The 19,119-nt window shown below is 71.5% G+C and carries 18 protein-coding genes; 11 read left to right on the top strand and 7 right to left on the bottom strand.

Annotated features, from left to right (window positions below):
- Positions 1-230, top strand: a 230-nt coding sequence (locus tag D455_RS0109240) for a lactococcin 972 family bacteriocin (RefSeq protein WP_017570444.1), incomplete at its 5' end; no start/stop codon positions are given.
- A 149-nt stretch (positions 231-379) separates the two neighbouring features.
- Positions 380-2,446 carry a hypothetical protein gene (locus tag D455_RS0109235; protein WP_017570443.1) on the top strand — a complete coding sequence of 689 codons (2,067 nt, stop codon included), beginning with the start codon at positions 380-382 and terminating at the stop codon, positions 2,444-2,446.
- 234 nt (positions 2,447-2,680) lie between these two features.
- Here the strand turns inward: D455_RS0109235 and D455_RS0109230 are convergent, their stop codons facing one another.
- Positions 2,681-3,055 (bottom strand): hypothetical protein, encoded by a 375-nt coding sequence (locus tag D455_RS0109230; protein ID WP_017570442.1) that lies wholly within the window; start codon positions 3,053-3,055, stop codon positions 2,681-2,683.
- Positions 3,056-3,321: 266 nt separating this feature from the next.
- On the opposite strand from D455_RS0109230, the gene D455_RS0109220 reads away from it, so the two are divergent.
- Positions 3,322-4,101 carry an SDR family NAD(P)-dependent oxidoreductase gene (locus tag D455_RS0109220; RefSeq protein ID WP_152487038.1) on the top strand — a complete coding sequence of 260 codons (780 nt, stop codon included), beginning with the start codon at positions 3,322-3,324 and terminating at the stop codon, positions 4,099-4,101.
- A gap of 60 nt (positions 4,102-4,161) precedes the next feature.
- Here the strand turns inward: D455_RS0109220 and D455_RS0109215 are convergent, their stop codons facing one another.
- The gene (locus tag D455_RS0109215) at positions 4,162-4,491 is read right to left on the bottom strand and encodes an ArsR/SmtB family transcription factor (protein WP_017570439.1); all 330 of its coding nucleotides are present in this window, start codon (positions 4,489-4,491) and stop codon (positions 4,162-4,164) included.
- A 139-nt stretch (positions 4,492-4,630) separates the two neighbouring features.
- Here D455_RS0109215 and D455_RS0109210 point away from each other — a divergent pair, with 139 nt between their 5' ends.
- Positions 4,631-5,746 carry an NADH:flavin oxidoreductase/NADH oxidase gene (locus D455_RS0109210; RefSeq protein ID WP_017570438.1) on the top strand — a complete coding sequence of 372 codons (1,116 nt, stop codon included), beginning with the start codon at positions 4,631-4,633 and terminating at the stop codon, positions 5,744-5,746.
- An 83-nt stretch (positions 5,747-5,829) separates the two neighbouring features.
- Positions 5,830-6,717, top strand: coding sequence for an isocitrate lyase/PEP mutase family protein (locus tag D455_RS0109205; protein ID WP_017570437.1), 888 nt, complete (start codon positions 5,830-5,832; stop codon positions 6,715-6,717).
- Between the two features lie 7 nt (positions 6,718-6,724).
- Here the strand turns inward: D455_RS0109205 and D455_RS0109200 are convergent, their stop codons facing one another.
- From D455_RS0109200 to D455_RS0109185, 4 genes are all read right to left on the bottom strand, one after another.
- A complete protein-coding gene (locus D455_RS0109200) occupies positions 6,725-7,945 on the bottom strand; it encodes a DUF5685 family protein (RefSeq protein WP_017570436.1) in 1,221 nt (406 codons plus the stop codon).
- 201 nt (positions 7,946-8,146) lie between these two features.
- On the bottom strand, positions 8,147-8,839 hold the full coding sequence (locus D455_RS0109195) for a DUF1028 domain-containing protein (RefSeq protein ID WP_017570435.1): 693 nt from the start codon (positions 8,837-8,839) through the stop codon (positions 8,147-8,149).
- Between the two features lie 133 nt (positions 8,840-8,972).
- The gene (locus D455_RS0109190) at positions 8,973-9,512 is read right to left on the bottom strand and encodes a WD40 repeat domain-containing protein (RefSeq protein ID WP_017570434.1); all 540 of its coding nucleotides are present in this window, start codon (positions 9,510-9,512) and stop codon (positions 8,973-8,975) included.
- Between the two features lie 134 nt (positions 9,513-9,646).
- Positions 9,647-10,336 (bottom strand): SMI1/KNR4 family protein, encoded by a 690-nt coding sequence (locus D455_RS0109185; RefSeq protein ID WP_040684755.1) that lies wholly within the window; start codon positions 10,334-10,336, stop codon positions 9,647-9,649.
- 231 nt (positions 10,337-10,567) lie between these two features.
- Between D455_RS0109185 and D455_RS0109180 the strand changes: the two genes are divergently transcribed.
- Positions 10,568-11,722 carry an AI-2E family transporter gene (locus D455_RS0109180; protein WP_017570432.1) on the top strand — a complete coding sequence of 385 codons (1,155 nt, stop codon included), beginning with the start codon at positions 10,568-10,570 and terminating at the stop codon, positions 11,720-11,722.
- Between the two features lie 131 nt (positions 11,723-11,853).
- On the opposite strand, the gene D455_RS0109175 is transcribed toward D455_RS0109180, so the two are convergent.
- Positions 11,854-13,059 (bottom strand): PLP-dependent cysteine synthase family protein, encoded by a 1,206-nt coding sequence (locus D455_RS0109175; RefSeq protein WP_017570431.1) that lies wholly within the window; start codon positions 13,057-13,059, stop codon positions 11,854-11,856.
- A 231-nt stretch (positions 13,060-13,290) separates the two neighbouring features.
- Between D455_RS0109175 and D455_RS0109170 the strand changes: the two genes are divergently transcribed.
- The 5 genes from D455_RS0109170 to D455_RS0109150 form a co-directional block, all read left to right on the top strand.
- Complete coding sequence (locus D455_RS0109170; RefSeq protein WP_017570430.1) at positions 13,291-13,626, top strand: hypothetical protein; 336 nt, start codon at positions 13,291-13,293, stop codon at positions 13,624-13,626.
- 13 nt (positions 13,627-13,639) lie between these two features.
- Complete coding sequence (locus tag D455_RS0109165; protein WP_017570429.1) at positions 13,640-14,131, top strand: hypothetical protein; 492 nt, start codon at positions 13,640-13,642, stop codon at positions 14,129-14,131.
- 1,174 nt (positions 14,132-15,305) lie between these two features.
- The gene (locus D455_RS0109160) at positions 15,306-16,544 is read left to right on the top strand and encodes an NAD(P)/FAD-dependent oxidoreductase (protein WP_017570428.1); all 1,239 of its coding nucleotides are present in this window, start codon (positions 15,306-15,308) and stop codon (positions 16,542-16,544) included.
- Between the two features lie 104 nt (positions 16,545-16,648).
- Positions 16,649-17,809, top strand: coding sequence for an aromatic ring-hydroxylating oxygenase subunit alpha (locus D455_RS0109155; RefSeq protein ID WP_206539259.1), 1,161 nt, complete (start codon positions 16,649-16,651; stop codon positions 17,807-17,809).
- On the top strand, positions 17,806-19,119 hold a 1,314-nt coding region (locus D455_RS0109150), incomplete at its 3' end, for a formyltransferase family protein (RefSeq protein ID WP_017570426.1). The genes D455_RS0109155 and D455_RS0109150, both read left to right, overlap by 4 nt.

Here is a 19,119-nt window from a genome sequence, read left to right as displayed (position 1 = left end):
CCCCCGCCATCAGCTACGTCGGCGGCGGAACCTGGTACCACGGGATGACGGGCATCCCCGGCAGCGGAACCGTGTACTCCAACTACTTCCACTCCACGCGCTGCCACGGGTCCACGGCGGACGGCATCTACACCATCCGGTCCGCGGCGATGCTGCCGGGCTACATGGCCCGGGCGGACGCGCCCCGCGACTACATCAGCAACCACACCTACTGGAGGCACTGCGGATAACCGGGTCCGGGCCCGGACCCGCTGAGCGGTGTCGTCCGAGGCCCGCGCTCCGCAACCACCCCCGCCCGGGGGCGCCCGAGCGAGCCCCAAGGGCTGAGGTCCACGCGGGAACGGGCCTCAGCCCCCTCCCCCACCACGCCAGGGACACCATGCCCCACCGGACCATCGCCTTCGCCCACACGGCGTTCCTCCTGCTCGCCGCGCTCCTGACCACGCTGCTGCTGGCCACGTGGGAGATGTCGCTACCCACGGCGCGCCACTCGGCCTCGGTGCGGATCGTCGACGACGACGGCACCTCCGACAGCGCGCGGATCGCGCGCACCGTCGAGGAGGTGGCCTCGGAACGGGGCGTCGCCATCGGTTTCACCACCCCGGACGTGAACCACCCCGAGTCGCTGTGGCACATGTACCTGGCGGTGGGCGACCCCGGTTCCCGCCACGCCGACTGGCTCACCGACGGATACCCGTCCTTCGGCCACACCCTGGAACTGCGGGTCCACCCCATGGACGAGTTCGCCGGTCCCAGCACACGCGGCCACTACCTCGTCTTCGGCGATCCCGCGAACGCGCGGGTGCTCACCGAGGCCCTCGCCGAACACGGTCTGAGCCCGAGCGTCGGCGCGACCGAGGCCCGGCTGTGGCACTCCTTCCTCGGCGGTCCGCTGTTCAACGTCCTGGCCGTGGCGCTGTTGGTGGGCGTCACCGCGATCAGCGCGGGGATCCTGCTCGGGTCGGGGGACTACGCCGTCCAACGCCTGCACGGGCGCTCCTACGGCCGGATCCTGCTGGGCGACCTCGTCCGGGTGGCCCGGCTGTGGTGCGTGGCCCTGCCCTGCGTCACCGCCGCCACACTCGCCTTCCTCGGCCTCTACAACGGGTGGAACCAACTCGACCTCTTCTGCCTGGTCGCCCTGGCGTTCGTCGGGATCTTCACCGCCGCGGCCCTGGTCACGCACGCCGCCGTCCTCGGCGTGGTGCACATGACCGCGGTCCTGCCCGCGCTCGGGGGCCGCCTCCCCGAGCGCACCACCCAGGCGGGCGCCTACCTGGTGCGCGTACCCGTCCTGCTCCTGGTCCTGTCCGTCCTCGGGTCCGTCGTCCACCTGGCGCAGACCACACGGGAACAGGGCGCCGCGCTGGAGGCGTTCGCGCGGACCGGGCAGACCTCGCACGTCGCCCTCAGCGGCGGTGTCGGATCCGACGACTTCGCGGCCGTCGACTCCCTCCTCGGCCCCTGGCTGCGCGAGGCCGACCGCGCGGGCCGGGTCGTCATCGCCGAGTTGCAGGCGCCCGGGTCCCTCGTGCCGATCGGCTCGCGGCGCCCCGGCTTCGACGTGCTCGTGGTCAACGACACCTACCTGGCGGAGCAGGAGGTCGTGTCGCCCTCGGGCGAGCGCTACGGCCCCGACTCCGAGGGGCGGGTCCGCGTCCTGCTCCCCGGGGCCCACGCCTCCCACGAGGCGGCCATCGCGCGCACCATGCCGGACTGGCTACGCCTCCAGAGCGGCGGCGAGGAGGTCGGTGCGGACGTGGAGATCCTGCCCTCGGCCGACGGCCAGAGCCTGTTCACGTACGGGTCGAACGATCCCCTCGGCACGACGGAGATCCCCTTCGCGCGCGACCCGGTGGTCGTCGCACTGCCCAACGGGGCCGTCCTGTCCGACGGCGGATACGTCACCTACATGACCCACGAGTCCGTGCTGTTCCCCGACCCCGGCGTGGTGGAGGAGGCGCGGGAGTCCGACCCTCGCATGGCCCGGTACGTCAAGGCGGTCCAGCCCATCGTCGACAAGGCGGCCGCCGCCCACGCCTCCCAGCTCACCCTGCTGCGCGTCGAGGCGTTCAACCTGGTCGCCGCGACCGCGGTCCTGCTGCTGACGGGGATCGCGGCGTGCGTCATCCACGTGCGGGCCCGGGCCCAGACCATCTTCGCCCGGCACATCGGCGGGTGGACCTTCCTCGCCACGCACCGGCGCTTCCTGGCCGCGGAGGCCGCGGTCTCCTTGGGTTTCGTGGGCTGGGCGGCGTGGGACTCCCTCACCACGCTGCGGGCGCTGCGCGACCCCCGCGTCATGCTGCCGCCCGAACTGGTACCGACCACCGGTCTGGAACCCCTCTACGCCGTGGCGATCGCCGCGACCGGACTCGCCCTGACCACGGGCGCGCTCGCCTTCTTCCACCGGCGGATCGTCCGCGAGGGGTCCTCGCGGGCCTGAGGGTTCGGAAGGCGTCGCGGTCGGCCGGGGCGCACCGCGGCGCCGTTCCGTCCCCGCGACCCGGCGGACGCCAGTGAGGTGTGGGATGGCCTGTGGCGTCCCGAGGTACAGGTGGTCAGGCGTGATCACCCAGGACGCTCCACGGCGCCCCTGCGGTCCCACGAGTACCAGCGGGGTCTGTCCCTCGCCGGGGCCAGGACTCCGGTGTCCTCCGGCCGCACCGTGGCAACGGCCTCAGGAGAGCTCCCGGACCCTGGCGCGGAACGAGTCGATGCGGCCGTGCAGGCTCCCGCGCCACCACACGCTCGTCATCAGCACCAACATCAGCACGAAAACCTGGTAGGTCGTCGTGTCGTCCCAGACGTCCACGACCGACGCGTGCGCCACGACCACGCCGACGAGCACCGCGATCGCCAGCATGGTCACGATCACGGTCCTGTGGAGGCGCAGGAGCAGGGCCAGCCAGTCACTGGTGGCCTCCAGTTCGGTGAGGTCTCCCGCGCGCCACCTTTCGACGACCTTCCGCGTCCTCGCCTGGTGCCGGACACCCGTCACGATGATGAACACTCCGAGGAGCGCACCGGTGGCGAAGACGATCAGCTGGAACAACGCGGACCTCCCCCGGGGGCACGCGGCCTCCGGTGAACGGGATCCACCCTCACCGGGGGGATCGTGGACGGTGACGGACCAGGAACCCTTTCCCCGGGATCACGAAACCATGCAGAAGAGGGCGTACGTCGTGAAAAGCCCGGACGACGGGCTGGACGTACTGACCAGATACGTTGCTGGTGTGATCTGAGGCGCCCGAACCCGGGTGTTCGCCACGCACGGGGCGACCGGTGAACCCTGACGGTCACCGCAGTAGAGTGCCCTCCATGTCACACGATCGGACGACTTCCCCTGACAAGACCGCCCCGGTGAGCCGCGCCGTCCTGGTGACCGGCGCCGCCCGGGGCATCGGCAGGGCCGTCGCCACCGCGTTCGCCGAGCGGGGCGACCGCGTCGCCGTGCACCACGCGACCCGCCGCGCCGAGGCCGAGGCCACCCTGGCCGGTCTACCGGGCGACGGACACGTCCTGCTCCGGGCCGACCTCGCCGACCCCGACGCCACCGCCGACCTGGTCGAGCAGGCGGCCACGCGTCTTGGCGGGCTCGACGTGCTGGTCAACAACGCCGCGGTCAACACCGCCCACCCCCTCGCCACGACCTCCTACGACCAGTGGCGGGAGGCCTGGCGCACCACCCTGGACGTGAACGTGTCCGGCGCCGCCAACACCAGCTACCTGGCCGCCCGGTACATGATCGAGAACGGGGTGCGCGGCCACATCGTCAACGTCGGCTCGCGGGGCGCCTACCGGGGCGAGCCCGACCACCCGGCCTACGGCGCGAGCAAGGCCGCCCTGCACTCCCTGGGCCAGTCCCTGGCCGTGGCCCTGGCTCCGCACGGCATCACCGTCGCCTCCGTGGCACCGGGCTTCGTGGACACCGAACGGGTGACCGACCGTCTCACCGACGAGGTCCGCGCCGACAGCCCCTTCGGCCGTGTCGCCACCCCCGAGGAGGTGGCCTCCGCCGTGCGCTACCTGGCCTCGCCCGAGGCCGTGTGGTCCTCCGGCGCCGTCCTGGACGTCAACGGCGCCTCCCACCTGCGCTGACCGGCTCACGCCGGTGATCCCACGCCCACCGGACCGGGCTCGCGCGTTCCCGGCGGCTCCCTACGCGGCGCCCAGGACCGCGCTGAGCAGACCGGGCATCCGCGCCTCGAGGTCGTCCTCACGCAGTCGGCTCATGCGTGAGGTCCCCTCGTAGTACTGGTGGATCACCCCGGCCTCGCGCAGCACCCGGAAGTGGTGCGTGCAGGTGGACTTGCTCACCGGGAGGTCGAAGGCGATACAGGCCATGTCGTCGTGTCCCCGCGCCAACTCGCGCACGATCCGCAGACGGATCGGGTCGGACAGCGCGCTCAGCACCGACTCCAGGCGGATCTCGTCGCGGTCGGGGTGATACAGCCGCCGCCCGAGCGTGGCCTGACTGGTCCTGGACATGCCCTGAATCCTCCGTTGACGCGACTCACACCACAAAGTACGAGGGTTGTCGTAGTTTGACAACCTTCGTAATACGACGGATAACGTACGAAGTCGGCCCCGTGGCCGCCACCGATGACGCCGACACGAAGGACGCACCGTGAGCTCCTTGTTCACCCCGCTGACCCTGCGGTCGTTGACCATCCCCAACCGCGTGTGGATGTCCCCGATGTGCATGTACTCGGCCGCCCCGGAGGGGACCGGGGTCGGAGCACCCACCGACTTCCATCTCACGCACCTGGCCAGCCGGGCCGTCGGAGGCGCGGGGCTGGTGATGGCCGAGGCCACCGGGGTACGCCCCGACGGACGCATCAGCCCGTGGGACCTGGGCCTGTGGAACGACCACCAGCAGGAGGCCTTCTCCCGTGTCACCGCGGCCATCCGCTCCCACGGCTCCGTCGCGGCCGTCCAGCTCGCCCACGCCGGACGCAAGGCCTCCACGGACAGGCCCTGGCTCGGCGGAGGGCACCTGACCGAGGCCGAGGGCGGTTGGCGGACGGTCTCCCCCAGCGCCGAGGCCTTCCCCGGGCTGGAGACTCCGCACGAGCTGACGGAGGCGGAGATCGACCAGCTGGTGGCGGACTTCGCCGCCTCGGCCGAACGCGCCCTGGCCGCCGGTTTCCAGGTCGCCGAGGTGCACGGCGCACACGGTTACCTGCTCCACTCCTTCCTCTCCCCCGCCGCCAACCACCGCACCGACGCCTACGGCGGCGGCATCGAGAACCGCATGCGCCTTCCGCTGCGGGTCGTGGAGGCCGTCCGCGAGGTCTGGCCCGAGGACCTGCCCGTGCTCTTCCGGACCTCGGCCACCGACTGGCTGGACGAGGACCCCGAGGACACCCGCCAGGGCTGGACCGGCGACGACACCGTCCTGCTGGCCAAGGAGTTGCAGGCCCGGGGCGTGGACCTGCTCGACGTCTCCACCGGCGGCGTGGTGCACGACGCCAGGATCCCCGTCGGCCCCGACTACCAGGTGCCCTTCGCCGCGCGCGCCCGCCAGGAGGCGGGCATCCCCACCTCCGCCGTCGGGCTGGTCGTCGAGCCCCGTCAGGCCGAGGAGATCGTCTCCTCCGGCCGGGCCGACGCGGTGATGCTCGGCCGCCAGCTGCTGCGCGAGCCCTACTGGGCCCACCGCGCCGCCGCCGAGCTGGGCGTGCGTCCCACGTGGCCCGACCAGTACGGCTACGCGGTCAGGAGCCGTGGCGGGAACGACTGACCGGCGCGGGGGCGGCCGGGCGCCGTTCCCCCGACGACGTCACTTCGGCGCGGACCGAAACGACGCGGCCGTAGCGTCGCCCCATGACCTCACGATCAGCGCACGCCACCGGTCGCACCGACGTTCCCGCCGCCTCCCACGACGCCCCCGGCAAGCGTTTCCGTGCCCTGCACCAGGGGGACGCTCCCCTCCTGCTGCCCAACGCCTGGGACCACGCGTCGGCCGCCGCCCTGGCCGCCGCGGGGTNGGGGCCCCCCAGCCTGGGCGTGGCCGCGGCGGCCGGGCTCCCCGACGGCCGGGGACACACACGTGAGGAGACGCTGCGGCTGGCCCGCGGCCTGTCCCGGCTGGACGTACTGGTCAGCGTGGACGTCGAGAACGGCTTCGGCGGGTCGCCCTCGCTGGTCGCCGCGCTGGCCGCCGAACTGGAGCGGACGGGGATCGCGGGGATCAACCTGGAGGACGGCCTCCCGAACGGCGAACTGGCGGACGTCGGGCGACAGCAGGCGGTCATCCGGGCGGTGAAGGAGGCCGCGCCGTCACTGTTCCTCAACGCCCGTACCGACACCTGGTGGCTGCCCGGGCACACCGCACAGACGGCCGACCGGGCCGCCGCCTACGAGGAGGCCGGGGCCGACGGGGTGTTCGTCCCCGGCCTACGCGACGAGGACGGGATCACCGCCCTGGTCGGTGCCCTGCGCGTTCCGCTCAACGTCCTCCACTCCCCCGCCGGTCCGCCGCTTCCGGTCCTCGCCGAGCTGGGGGTGCGCCGTGTGAGCTGCGGTTCACTGCTCTTCCGTGCGGCCCTGCACGGCGCCCTCACGGCGGTCGAGGCGGTGGCGTCGGGCCTCCCCCTCCCCGAGGGCGTTCCCGGTTACGACGAGGCCCAGGCCCTCGCGGAGCGGTTCGCGGCGCCGCGGGGGCGACCGGCCGTCGAAAGGGAGGACACCGGTCCGGGCCGCTGTTCGTGAGGACCTGTCACAGGTCGCAGCAATTACAGCAATTGCAGCAGTCACAGCATTCGCAGGCCTCGCACCAGGAATCACGTGCCTTACCCGTCCACGGCCCGGGGTGGGGGTCGCGGCAGCAGAACTGGCAGGTGCAGCACATGAACAGCGCGGCCGCGCAGCCTCCCAGGACGCCCCTCGGCTTGGGCGGGTACCGCAGTTCGGGGGTGCCGCACGAACAGGACCTACAGCAGCCCCCCTTGTCCCCGCCTCCGCCGGAGCCGGAGCCTCCGTACTCCTCGTCGTAGGCGTATCCGCCGTCGTCCCCGCGCCGCCGCTGGTGGGGCGGGTGATGCTGGCGACGGTGGGGGTCGTGGTGGTGCGGCTCCTGGGGGTACCCGGCGTGGACGAAGGAGCGGTCGACCGCGCGGTGCAGCTCCTTCACCAGGAGCGCGCGGACCAGGCGGTCATCGGTGAACTCGGCTTCCTCCAGCGCCAGCCGGACGCCCAGCACGGCGTCGTCGCACAGTTCACGTGCCCGGCCCGGTCCGGTCCCGGTGGCCGTGAGCGGGTTCCAGGCGTTCTTCTTCCGGTCCTCCTCACGGTCCTCGACCGCGTCCAGCAGGTGCGCGACGCGCCCGAACAGGCGCCCCGCCTCGCGCAGCGGTTCGACGTTGCCGGGGCGTCCCGCCAGGACCGCGGTGTGCGCGAACGCCTCACCGGTGGCCTCCTCCGTCGGCCGGGTCACCGTCAGGACGTCGGTGCCGGGTCCCGCCGCGCCCTCGGCCTCCCGCTGCCGGTCGACCACCGCGACCAGTTCGGCACCGTCGAACCCGAGCCCGGAACCGGCTTCCCGTGCGTCCCGCCGCCAGCGCGCGGCCACCTTCCCGGCGAGCGCGCGCACGCCGCGGCGGGCGTAGGGGCCGTCACCGTCCTCGATGTGGTCGGTGATCTTGGCGGAGGCCAGCATCAGCGACACCGCCGCCGCCAGGTGGGCGCCGGAGCCGTCGGCGACCTCGGCCCCGCGCATGCCGCGCAGGGGGCAGCGGCCCGCCCGGCGCGTGCCCGCGCAGTCCCGGGACTGCGCCGCCGTCAGGACCGACACCACCAGCCCGTCGTAGTTGGTGGCGATCCGGGAGGCCTGGCCGTGGTCGTCGCGCAGTGCCAGGCACAGCCCGCACATGTGTGACATCCACTCCTCGGCCAGTCCGTCGGACAGCGTGTGCCGACACGGGCGCAGGATTCCGAACACGGGCTTGGTACCTCTTCTCCCTGGGGGGACGTCCACCGACAACGGGGTTCGACGCCGAAACCGCACCAGGGGTTCACGGCCGAGCCCACCTGCCGGTGGACCATGCACGACGCCTGTCCAGGTCCACGCCGTCGGTGGTGAAGGCGCCCTGGGGACTGTCGTGCCCGCCACCGCACGGTACGACGGCCGCGGACGGCGGCCTCAGTGGTCGCCCGTGTCCAACAGCCGCTCGAAGCGCCCCGCCGGGTGCTCGCGCGTGGGCATGGCCTCCACGAACGGCAGCAGTTCCCGCTCGGCGACCCCGTGGACCCGGCGCAGCTCGGCCACCGGGTCGGGGTGCTCGTCCACCCGCAGGTCCAGGTAGGGGTAGGGGTGACCGGTGTGCACGTACAGCGCGGCGCTCTGTCTGCCGCGCCTGTCGCCACCGGCCGCCTGCCCCGCCTCCAGGGCGCCCAGCAGGCGCTCGTCCATCCGCTCCCGCGCACCGGCCTCGAACCGCTCCGCCATCGCGTCGAGCGTGTCGGCGCCGGTGAGGATGTTTCCCGCCACCGCGTACCCGTCCCCCACCCGGTGGCCGCACCACGGGTGCGTCTGCGAACCGGTGTGCGCGGCGGCGCGCCCCTCGCGGTCGACGATCGCGACCTGCCGCGAGTCCGCGGCGGGGTCGGTGCCCAGAACCCGGTGCAGGGCGTCCTCGGCGGTGTGGGACCGCAGCAGTTCGAGCGCGTCCGCGCCCAGCAGCGGGTTGATCAGCGCCTGCGTGGCGACCGCGCCCGCGTCCGCGTGGGCGAACACCGACAGCGCGCCGATCGCGGGCATCCGGCTGCTGACCGCGACACCGCACGTTCCGGTGGCGGCGTCGTGGGCGACGATCGAGAAGGTACCTGCGTACAACCGGGCTCACCCTCAGGTGTTCGGATGATCGGACGGGTCGTCGAGAAGGCTACCGAAGCCGTGAACGGCGCGCCCGCCCGGACCGGTGAGAAGCGCGCCCCGCGCGCCCGCCCGGCCGGAGCCGGCCGACCCGCTACGCCGGAAAGGCCTCACCGCCGACCACGTCGTAGACGCGTACCCCGGCGTCGCCGGTGACGGCCAGGGAGCGCTCGTCGGGGGAGAACGCCACCCGGTTCAAGTCCCCGGTGACCCTCGTGCGGCTGAGGGGTTCCAGGGTGCGGGCGTCGTGCAGGGCGACCACTCCGCCGCCGCACCAGGCCAGGAGGGCACGGCCCACGACCAGATCCCCCGGGTGGTCGATCCCCGTCTCCTCCCTGCGGCTCGTCCGCGAACACGTGCTGGCCACCTGCTCTCCCGTGGCGACGTCCCACAGGGTCAGCACGACCTCCTCCGCCCAGTCACCGCCCCGTTCCCAGCTGACGGTGCGGTGCCGCACGGTGAGGAGCAGCCTCCTCAGGCCTCCGGGCGCGGAGGCCGGATCCGCGGTGTCGGGGACTCGCTCGGCCAGTTCGTCGGCCACGCGTTTCGGCCCCCGTGCGAACACGCGGTCCACGAGGTTGGCGCGGTCCCGGATCCAGGAGGAGTGGTTCCAAGGGGTGTCGGAGTCGCCCATGTCCGGCCACGCTAGCGCTCTTCCGCCGTACCGGGCCTCGTATGGCCGCTTCCGGACAGACGGCCGGGACCGCCCCTCCCCGGGGACGCCCCGAACGCCGCCCTCCCGCAGGATCTCCTCCCCGGGGTTCCGTGTCAGGTCGGGACCGCCGCGGTGCGGAAGGCCTCCTCCAGCCATCCCAGGTACCAGTCGGTGAAGGTCAGGGGCGTGCCGTCCCCACCGGTGAGCGGTCGGAGGTCCTCGTCGTCGACACGGCCGTCGTGCCACACACGCCCGGCCTCGGGCCCCGACACGACCAGCCCCCGCCGCAGCGCGCAGCCCAGGTGGCACAGGCACAGCGCCCCGACCGTACGCTCCTCGGACCACAGCAGGTCAGCCATGCGCGCGTCCCAGGCCTCGTAGACCACGTCGAACTGCTCGACGTCCCCGAAGTTCTCCTCGCGCGGTTCCCGGGCCCGCAGGGCGGCCAGCCTCCCCGGGGCGGGGCCGGTGACCGGAAAGGGCTCCGCCAGCCGCCTCAGCTCCGTCAGGTCCGCGCCGTCGCCGTGCCACCGCCACCGGCCGTCCGCCCCTCTGACCACGGGGAAGACGCCGTAGGAGGGTCCGGCTCCGCCCGCGCCCACCTGAAGCAGGAACTCCCGGTACCCCGTCGGCAGGCGCGTGCCCACCTGCCCCTCCAGCTCCGCCAACTCCTCGGGCGTCAGCGGGTCCAGCAGTTCGAAGCCGTGGGCCGCGGCTCCGAGCACCTCCTCGGCTCCGGGCGCCCCCGCCAGTTCCCGTACCCTCTCGCGGACTCCCGCCCACACATCCGTACTCGTGTCCATGACGGCATCGTAGGGAGCACCAGGGACAGGGAAGCGGTGGCGGAGGGGGCCGAAGGCCGCCGGAACCTCGTTCACGGCTTCCTGACGTGGCAGGCGCTATCGTCCGGTGGGTCGGGAACGATCGCGGTAGGCGGCGGGGTCCCCGTCGCGTACCGCCCACAGTGAGGAAGAAACGGCTTGCACACGAGTACCGCACCGCCCAGAGCCCCGCGCCCCGACCGCGGTGGCGGCATGCCGCCCTGGCTCCCCCGCGCCATGCTGCTGGCCCTGTGGCTCGTCACGGCGTTCGGCCTCGCCCTGTGGCTGTTCGTCCGGTTGCAGAGCCTCCTCATGCTGCTGCTGATCTCGCTGTTCCTCGCACTGGCGCTGGAACCCGCGGTCAACTGGCTCCACCGGCGCCGCTGGCCGCGCGGGCTGGCCACCGGCGCGGTGATGCTCCTGGCGCTGGCGCTGACCATGGCGTTCCTCAGCCTGCTCGGGTCCATGCTGGTCGGTCAGGTCCTGGCCTTCGTCTCCGAGGTGCCCGCGATGGCACGCGCCGTGCTGGACTGGGTCAACACCACGTTCGGCACCTCCTACTCCCCCACCACCCTCCTCAGCGAACTCTCCGGGGCCAGCGGGGTGATCGAGCAGTACGCCTCCGGAATCGCCAACAACGTCTGGGGAGCCGGGACGACGGTCCTGGCGCTGCTCTTCAACGCGCTGACGATCGCGCTCTTCACCTTCTACCTGTGCGCCGACGGGCCGCGCTTCCGCCGCGTGACCTGTTCGGTCCTGCCGCCGCGCACCCAGCGCGAGGTGCTGCGGGCCTGGGAGATCGCGATCAGCAAGACGGGCGGCTACCTCTACTCCCGGGCGCTGCTGGCCCTGGTCTGCTCGGGTGCGCACTACGTGGTGCTGGCCCTGCTGGACATCCCCTTCGCGTTCGCCCTGGCGCTGTGGGTGGGCGTGCTTTCGCAGTTCATCCCCACCGTCGGCACCTACGTCGGCGGTGCCGTGCCCGTGCTCGTGGCGCTGTTGGAGGGTGTGTGGCCCGCCGTGTGGGTGCTGGTGTTCGTCGTCGTCTACCAGCAGTTCGAGAACTACCTGCTCCAGCCCCGCATCACCGCCAGGACCCTGGACATGCACCCCGCGGTGGCGTTCGGCTCGGTCCTGGCGGGCGTGGCCGTCCTGGGAGCTCCGGGCGCGCTGCTCGCACTGCCGATGGGCGCGAGCCTCCAGGCGTTCCTCGGCACCTACATCCGGCGTTACGAGGTCGCCGAGCATCCCCTGCTCTCCACCCCCAGGGAGGAGGAGAAACCGGCCGCGGCCCCGGAGGAGGACGGCGCGACCGGGTCCGGTTCCCCGCCCGACCCGTCCGAGGGGGACGAGCGCCGGAAGCCGTGACCGGTCGGGGATCCGCGCTCCGCCCACGCTTTCCGCGCCGCCCTGTTCGGCTGGGCCCACACTGGAGCGCCCACACGGGTAGGCGCCCCGGACGGGTGTGGCGTCCCCCCGGCCCGGAGACGGAACCCTCCTCAGGCCTTCCTCGCCTCCGGTACGGCGGGGGCCACGGGCTCGTTCCAGCGGCCGGTCGAGAGGAAGTCCTCCAGCGCCTTGGTGTACGGCCTCAGGTCCAACCCGAGTTTCTCCTCGACCCACGTGTCGTCGTAGTAGTTGTGCATGTACCGCTCGCCCTGGTCGCACATGAGCATGACGACGCTGCCCTGCTCCCCGTCGGAGAGCATCTCGGAGACGATCCGCAACGCTCCCCACAGGTTGGTACCGGTGGAGGGGCCCGCCCGGTGGCGCAGCCGTGACAGGAGCAGGCGCATGGCCGCGATCGAGGCGGCGTCGGGCACCGAGATCATCCGGTCGACGACGGCGGGCAGGAAGGAGGGCTCGACCGTGGGGCGCCCGATGCCCTCGATGTGGGAGGGGCTCCCCTTGGTCCAGGCCGAGGGGTCGGGCCACCGGCTCTTGGGGTGGCCCTGGTTGGCCGTCCAGTTGGGGAAGAACGCCGAGTTCTGCGGGTCGACGACGCACACCCGGGTGTCACGGCGGCTGAAGCGGATGTGTCGGCCGATGGTCGCGCTCGTGCCCCCGGTACCCGCGCCCGCCACGATCCACTTGGGGTCGGGGTGGCGCTCCTCGGCGATCTGCCGGAAGATCGTCGCCGCCACGTTGTGGTCGTCGCGGTAGTCGTAGGCGCGCTCGGCGTAGGTGAACTGGTCCATGAAGTGGCCCTTGGGGTCCCTGCTGGCCAGATCGGCGGCGGCCTTCTCGATGTCGCCGTCCTCCCCGGGGTTGGTCACCACTCCCCCGTAGGACCTGATGAGTTCCACCTTCTCCTGGCTGGTGCTCCTGGGCACCACCGCCGTGAACCTCAGGCCCAGGAGGTGCGCGAAGTAGGCCTCGGAAACGGCCGTGGAGCCGCTGGAGGCCTCGAACACGTGCGTGTCCGGCTCGATCCATCCGGTGCACAGCGCGTGCAGGAACAGCGCCCGCGCCATGCGGTGCTTCAGACTTCCGGAGGGGTGGACGGACTCGTCCTTGACGTAGAGGTCGATACCCCAGTCCCTGGGCAGCGGGAACTGGAAGACGTGCGTGTCCGCCGACCGCGTGGCGTCGGCGTGCAGCAGCCGGATCGCCTCCTTCACCCAGGCCCTTTTGCGACCGTCGTAGTAGTCGACGATCCGTGTCGTGACGGTGTCCGTGTCCTGCTGACTGCGTGTCATGGTCATACGCCGGGGCTACCCGGAGTGCTGCTCAGGAGACCGCGCGAGGTCGAAACCGCTGTTCGGGTGCCTGCTTCCACCCTGTTCCGGGGTTTTGGTCCTCGGCACCGCGGACGGTTTCGGCCCATCCCCTTCGCGTGTTGTGGAAAGCCACTCCTGTCCCGGTGGCCACACGAAGCGCCGACGGGGACCGGACGCGGAACCCGTTCGTCACAGGGACCGTGCATCATCGGGGCCATGGAACGCTGCGATTTCTGCGAACTCCCCATAGGCGGCGGCTGCGCGTGCTCGCTCACACGCGGGGACCGGAGCACCCACGAGCAGAGAACCGGCACGCCCCTGGGGGACGCGCACCTCCCCGGCGACACCATCCTCGTCTCACCACGGGGCGTGGCCCACCGCCCGGGCTGCCCCCACCAGTCCGACTCCGAGATCCAGGCACCGCTGTGGGGCTGGATCACCGACCCCGAACCCCAACTGTGGCGCCGCATCAGCGAGAGCTCCCCCGCCCGCGCCACCCACGGCAACACCGAACGCATCGCCACACGCCGCTGCCAGAGCTGCGACACCTGAGGAGGAGGTGCCCGTGAGCACCGGCCGCCGGCGTCCGCCCGCACTGCCCCGCCCGGTCACCGGGGTGTTCGTCCGCCACATCAAGCAGACCTCCTGCCCCTGCACTTTCGCTGTGGTCTGGGCTGACTTCGAGCCCTTCCCCGACGGCGGCGCGGACCTCGCCTTCGCCGACGATCTACCCGAGGTCTGTCTCCGCCCCGTGGAGCCGCTTCCGAAGGAGTTCACCCTCGCCTTCGCCGAGGGCGCGCGCGAGATCTGGAAGGAAGCGGGCGGCGGCCAACCGGCCTTCGCCGCCCGCGTGGTGCTGCGCGACGCCCTCTGGCACGAGGTCGACTCCGGCCCGGAGAGCTTCCGCGTGGCGGGCCGCCTGGCCGCCTGGGAGGCTCTCCGCTGCGTCACCGAGGACCGCGAGCCCCGACCCGTCGGCAACAAAGCGCGTCGGGACCAGCCCATCCCGCCCATGCCCAGGACGCTGACGCCTCCCGACGGTTCCTCACCAGCCTGACCCGGCCTCTCCCCCCGCGAGCGGCACGGGCCCGGACTGGTGCTCCTGGCGGCGGTCGTGTTCCCGGCCGGTTCCCCGACGCGCGGCGTCCAGGTGGACCACGCCGAGGCGCCGACCGGTGCCCTGACGTTCCTGGTGCCGTGCTCGCGCTCACGGCCGTCCGTCTGTCCGTCATCGCCATCCGTAGCGGCGTCCTCGGAGGGGTGCGGCGAATCCAGGTCGTGGGAGACCTGTTCCACGGCAGCATCCTCGACGAGCGACAGACCGCGCGCCGGGCCCGGAGGGTCCCCGTGCGGGCGGCACGTGGACAGGGAAGCGGTCCAAGACTTCGGGCTTCTCACCCGACCGGACCGGTGCGGCGTCCCGTCACGGGCTCAGGTCGGGGGAGGTGCCCCGTAGGTCTCCACGCCCTCTGGGACGGCGGCGTTTTTTCGATTTTCGGCCGTCCAGATCCGGAAAATATGATCGCACCTTTAATGTAAAATACTTGAAACGTGCACTACTTCCCAGAAAAGCGAATCGAGACACCCCCGGAAGAGTGAGTCACTATTCCACTAACAGTTCCCGGGATCGCGCTTTGCGGTCCGCGCTGGGCGGTTAGGGGAACCTTGGAACATCGCTGCCGTGCGATCATCCCCTCGCGCCCACGAACCGTACATACACACGTTCGCAAACACGCACCCGGAGAACTGATCACGGTTTTACCCAACGGCCGCGCCGAGGGCGTTCCTGACACTCGGACCGCCCCGCAAAAGTGGTCGACACGGCCTGCACATACTACCGAAAGTGCGCGGCGCATGACACTGCGCTGGCGATCGCACCTGGTCAGACAAGGCAATCGCTTTCCGATGTGACCCACACCACAGCAATGGGGCACATCTCGCGAGCGTCCCGCGTGTCCCGCCAGCGCTTCACCTGCACACTTCCTCAGCTTCTTTCTCGAACGGCTTTCCCGGCGGAACTCTGTGCATTCGTCACGACACGAAGCGTCCTTTGACTTCTTTTTGCGACTGATGTCAGATTTGTTCCGCTCCTGGGGTCGCTGATTGCAGAGCAGGCCAGAGGGGCTTGAGAACTCCGTGCCGCGCTTTCAGCTTCCGGGTGTGTCGCGGCCGCATTCGGTGCGGCGCCTCCCACGGCCCGCGCCGACCGCCCACAAACGAATCAGGTGAAGATGTACGACGTCATCGTCGTCGGCGCGCGCTGCGCCGGCTCCCCCACCGCGATGCTGCTCGCACGACAGGGACACCGCGTCCTGGTCCTCGATCGCGCCTCGTTCCCCAGCGACACCGTCTCCACCCACTACCTGCACCAGACCGCTCTGCTCAGGCTCCAGGACTGGGGACTGCTCGACACCATCGTCAACGCCGGGACCCCGGCCATCCGCAGGATGCACTTCTCCTTCCAGGGCATCGAGCTGAACGGCTTCGCCGAGCCGGTCAACGGTGTCGACGCGGTGTACTGCCCGCGCCGGACCCTGCTCGACGACACCCTCGTCACCGGTGCGCGCAAGGCCGGCGCGGAGGTCGTGGAGAACTTCAGCGTCTCCGACCTGCTCTTCGAGGACGGCCGGGTGGTCGGCGTCCGGGGACGCGAGAACAAGGGGCCGGAGCGCGAGCTGCGCGCGAGGGTCGTCGTCGGGGCGGACGGCTTCCACTCGACCGTCGCGCGCCGGGTCGGCGCCCGAACCTACAACGTGCGCCCCTCCGCCAACTTCATCTACTACTCCTACTACCGCGGCCTGGACTGGGGACTCCACCACAAGACCGGCTTCAACCGACGGTGGATCGGCACCTGGCCGACCAACGACGACCTGACCATGCTCGCCGTGATCTGCAACCGCTCCCACCTCAAGGAGTTCCGCCAGGACCCCGAACAGCAGTTCCTGGCGACCTTCGACGACGTGGTCCCCGAGATGGGCAAGGAGCTGCGGGAGAAGGGCGAGCGGGTGGAGCCGTTCCGGCCGATGCGCAACCCCGACAACTACTACCGGACCGCGTACGGCCCCGGCTGGGCGCTGGTGGGAGACGCCGGTTACCACAAGGACCCCCTGACCGGCTGGGGCATGGCCGACGCCTTCCTGCACGCCGAGATGCTCGCCGACCGGCTGCACGAGGGCCTGTCCGGAGAGCGCCCCATGGACGAGGCCCTCGCCGACTACGCGACCACCCGCGACGAGGAGAGCGAGTCGGTCTACGACTTCACCTGCACCCTCGCCGAACTGGACCTGCCGCCCTTCTTCCGGGCGACCCTCGGCGCGATCGGCCAGAGCCAGAAGTGGACCGACACCATGCTCGGCATCATCGCGGGCACCGTCCACGGCGACGAGATCTTCTCCCCCGAGGGGCTCCAGCGGCTCTACGACGAGACCGGCGTTCCCGAGGAGGAGCGCGTCTACGACCCGACCGCCTGAGCGGCCCCGCACTCCCCCCTCTCCCTCCACCACGCCGTCCGGACCCGCCGCGCCGGACGGTTTCCCCCACGCGTCGCCCCCGTCCCCCGTCCCTGGGAGCCGTCATGTCCGAAGCATCCAGCATGTTCGACCTCATCAGCGAGCAGAACGAGGAACGCGAGTACTTCGACACCGGTGGTGTCGGCCAGTCACACGAGTTCTACACCGGCGAAGAACAGTTCGTTCGCGAGATGCGCGACATCTACGGCCGCCGCTGGCTACCGGTGGACCACGTCTCCCGGCTCCCCGAACCCGGGTGCTTCACCACGCTGAACATCGGCAGCGGGTCCCTCCTGCTGCTGCGCGGGGACGAGGGGATCCAGGCGTACCACAACTACTGCCGCCACCGCGGGTACAAGCTGGTGGAGGAGGCCGCCGGCAAGCGGCAGAGCCTCGTGTGCATCTACCACTGCTGGGTGTACAACCGCAACGGCGCGCTCAGGTCGTTGAACGGCACCTACCTCGACCACTTCTTCGACAAGGAGGAGAACGGTCTGCTCCGGGTGCGCACCGAGATCCGCCACGGCATCGTCTTCGTCTGCTTCGCGGAGGACCCGCCGGACCTGGACGAGGCCCTGGGCGAGTTCGACCGGTTCGCCAACGCCTACGAACTCGCCGACCTGAGGTGCGTCCAGTACAAGGACTACCCGGTGGCCTCCAACTGGAAGCTGGTCGCACACAACGTCAACGAGAGCCTCCACTTCCCCACCGCCCACAAGGACCTGCACAAGGTCACCGACTTCGACGCCGCGGGGACCTACGACCTCAAGGGCGACGACATCGTCGGGGCCTGGCAGATGCTGCGGGAGGGGTACAACTCCATCTCCACGACCGGGCGGAGCGACCGCGCGCCCATGCCGCTCGTTCCACCGGAGGACCGCCGCAAGGTCAACTGGATCACCATCCTGCCGAACCTGCTCTTCGGCCTGACCACCGACTACGTGATGATGCAGTGGGTGTGGCCCGAGAGCCCCGGCTCCTGCGTCGTCCGCCACTTCTGGCTGTTCCACCCGACCGAGACGGCCAAGGAGAGCTTCTCCCACGAACCCGTGTTCGCCCTCTGGGACAAGGCCAACTACGAGGACTGGGAGCTGTGCGAGCGCACCCACCGCGGCCTGTCCAACCCCAGGTGGAGCCCGGGGCAGCTGTCCCTGGACGAGGAGGTCGTGGCGCAGATCGACGCCTGGGTCCTCGGCCACACGCGGAACGCGGAGGGCGGGGCATGAGCGTGGACTGCTACCTGATCGGAGGCACGCGCGTCCTCGTCGCCTGTGCGGAGGCGCTACTCTCCCACGGTGTCCGGATCCGGGGGGTCCTCTCCGAGGACGCGGCGGTGGAACGGTGGGCCCGTGAGCGGGACATCGGACTCATGGACCCGCGCGGCGACCTGGCGGAGACCCTGGCCGGACAGCCCTTCGACCTCCTGTTCAGCATCGTCAACTTCCGTGTCCTGTCCGCGGAGGTCCTGTCCCTGCCGCGGGTCGCGGCGCTGAACTTCCACGACGGCCCCCTGCCCGCGTTCGCGGGCAGCAACATCGCCTCCTGGGCGCTGTACGAGGGTGTGCGCAGGCACGCGGCGACCTGGCACCTGATGACGGAACGGGTCGACGCGGGAGCGGTGGTGGCCGAGCGCTGGTTCCCGGTCCGCGACCTGTCCACCGCGCTCTCCCTGACCTACGAGACCGCGCAGGTCGGTGTCGACCTGTTCACGGAGATGGTCCCCGTGCTGGCCGAGGGGCGCGTCCCCGAACCGGTGGCCACCGACGGCGCCGCGACGCGGCGCTACTTCGCCCGTGCCGACCGCATGGCCGGCGGCGGCGTCGTACACGCGGGAATGACGGCGGCCGAGGCGGGACGCCTGTCCAAGGCGATGGACTTCGGCTCCTTCCCCAACCCGGTCGGCGTTCCCGCGTTCGCGACCGACCGGGACGCCGTCTTCGTCGGCCAGATCCGCACGCTCGACCGGGACGAGGAGTACCCCCGCCCGACCACGCTCAGCGTGACCGACTCGCAGATCCGCATCGCGGCGGCCGACGCCGACATGGTCCTGAGCGACTTCACCTCGACCGAGGGCGACGCGCTCAGCGGACGGGGCGCGGCGCAGCGGCTGGGCCTGCGGGCGGGCGAACCGGTACCCGCGCCGGGTGAGGGGTTCCTCGACGGGGTCGAGCGTGCGCAGCCCGGTCTGCGCGGCAGCGAGCACAGGTGGCGCGACCGGCTCGCGGACGTGCGGACCATCCCGCTGGACGCCGACGACTTCTCCGCGCGGGCGTCACACTACAACCGCTTCGAACTGGCCTTCCTCCCGATGTGCGCGGAGGACCGCGCCCGTGTGCGCGGGGCTTTCCTGGCGGTCCTCGCCGAACGCGCCGGAGTCACCGCCTTCGACTTCGGCTGGTCCCCGCGGGAGGCCCAGGACCTGGCCGAACGCACCCACGGCCTGGTCACCACGCGTGTACCGGTCCGTTTCGACGCGGACGCCCCCGGCCGCACCGAACAGGAGCTGGCCAGGGCCCGGGACTGGGGTCTGTACGCG

The organism is Nocardiopsis halotolerans DSM 44410 (assembly GCF_000341065.1).
Classification (GTDB): domain Bacteria; phylum Actinomycetota; class Actinomycetes; order Streptosporangiales; family Streptosporangiaceae; genus Nocardiopsis; species Nocardiopsis halotolerans.
The sequence above is the reverse complement of the archived record's forward strand: the minus strand, read 5'-3'. Positions and strand labels throughout refer to the sequence as shown.

What these genes read in the sequence shown, in the direction of transcription:
- D455_RS0109160 (WP_017570428.1), top strand. Translation starts at nt 15,306, where the DNA reads ATGTACGACGTCATCGTCGTCGGCGCGCGCTGCGCCGGCTCCCCCACC.
- D455_RS0109235 (WP_017570443.1), top strand. Translation starts at nt 380, where the DNA reads ATGCCCCACCGGACCATCGCCTTCGCCCACACGGCGTTCCTCCTGCTC.
- D455_RS0109220 (WP_152487038.1), top strand. Translation starts at nt 3,322, where the DNA reads ATGTCACACGATCGGACGACTTCCCCTGACAAGACCGCCCCGGTGAGC.
- D455_RS0109180 (WP_017570432.1), top strand. Translation starts at nt 10,568, where the DNA reads ATGCCGCCCTGGCTCCCCCGCGCCATGCTGCTGGCCCTGTGGCTCGTC.
- D455_RS0109170 (WP_017570430.1), top strand. Translation starts at nt 13,291, where the DNA reads ATGGAACGCTGCGATTTCTGCGAACTCCCCATAGGCGGCGGCTGCGCG.
- D455_RS0109175 (WP_017570431.1), bottom strand. Translation starts at nt 13,059, where the DNA reads ATGACCATGACACGCAGTCAGCAGGACACGGACACCGTCACGACACGG.
- D455_RS0109190 (WP_017570434.1), bottom strand. Translation starts at nt 9,512, where the DNA reads ATGGGCGACTCCGACACCCCTTGGAACCACTCCTCCTGGATCCGGGAC.
- D455_RS0109185 (WP_040684755.1), bottom strand. Translation starts at nt 10,336, where the DNA reads ATGGACACGAGTACGGATGTGTGGGCGGGAGTCCGCGAGAGGGTACGG.
- D455_RS0109155 (WP_206539259.1), top strand. Translation starts at nt 16,649, where the DNA reads ATGTCCGAAGCATCCAGCATGTTCGACCTCATCAGCGAGCAGAACGAG.
- D455_RS0109215 (WP_017570439.1), bottom strand. Translation starts at nt 4,491, where the DNA reads ATGTCCAGGACCAGTCAGGCCACGCTCGGGCGGCGGCTGTATCACCCC.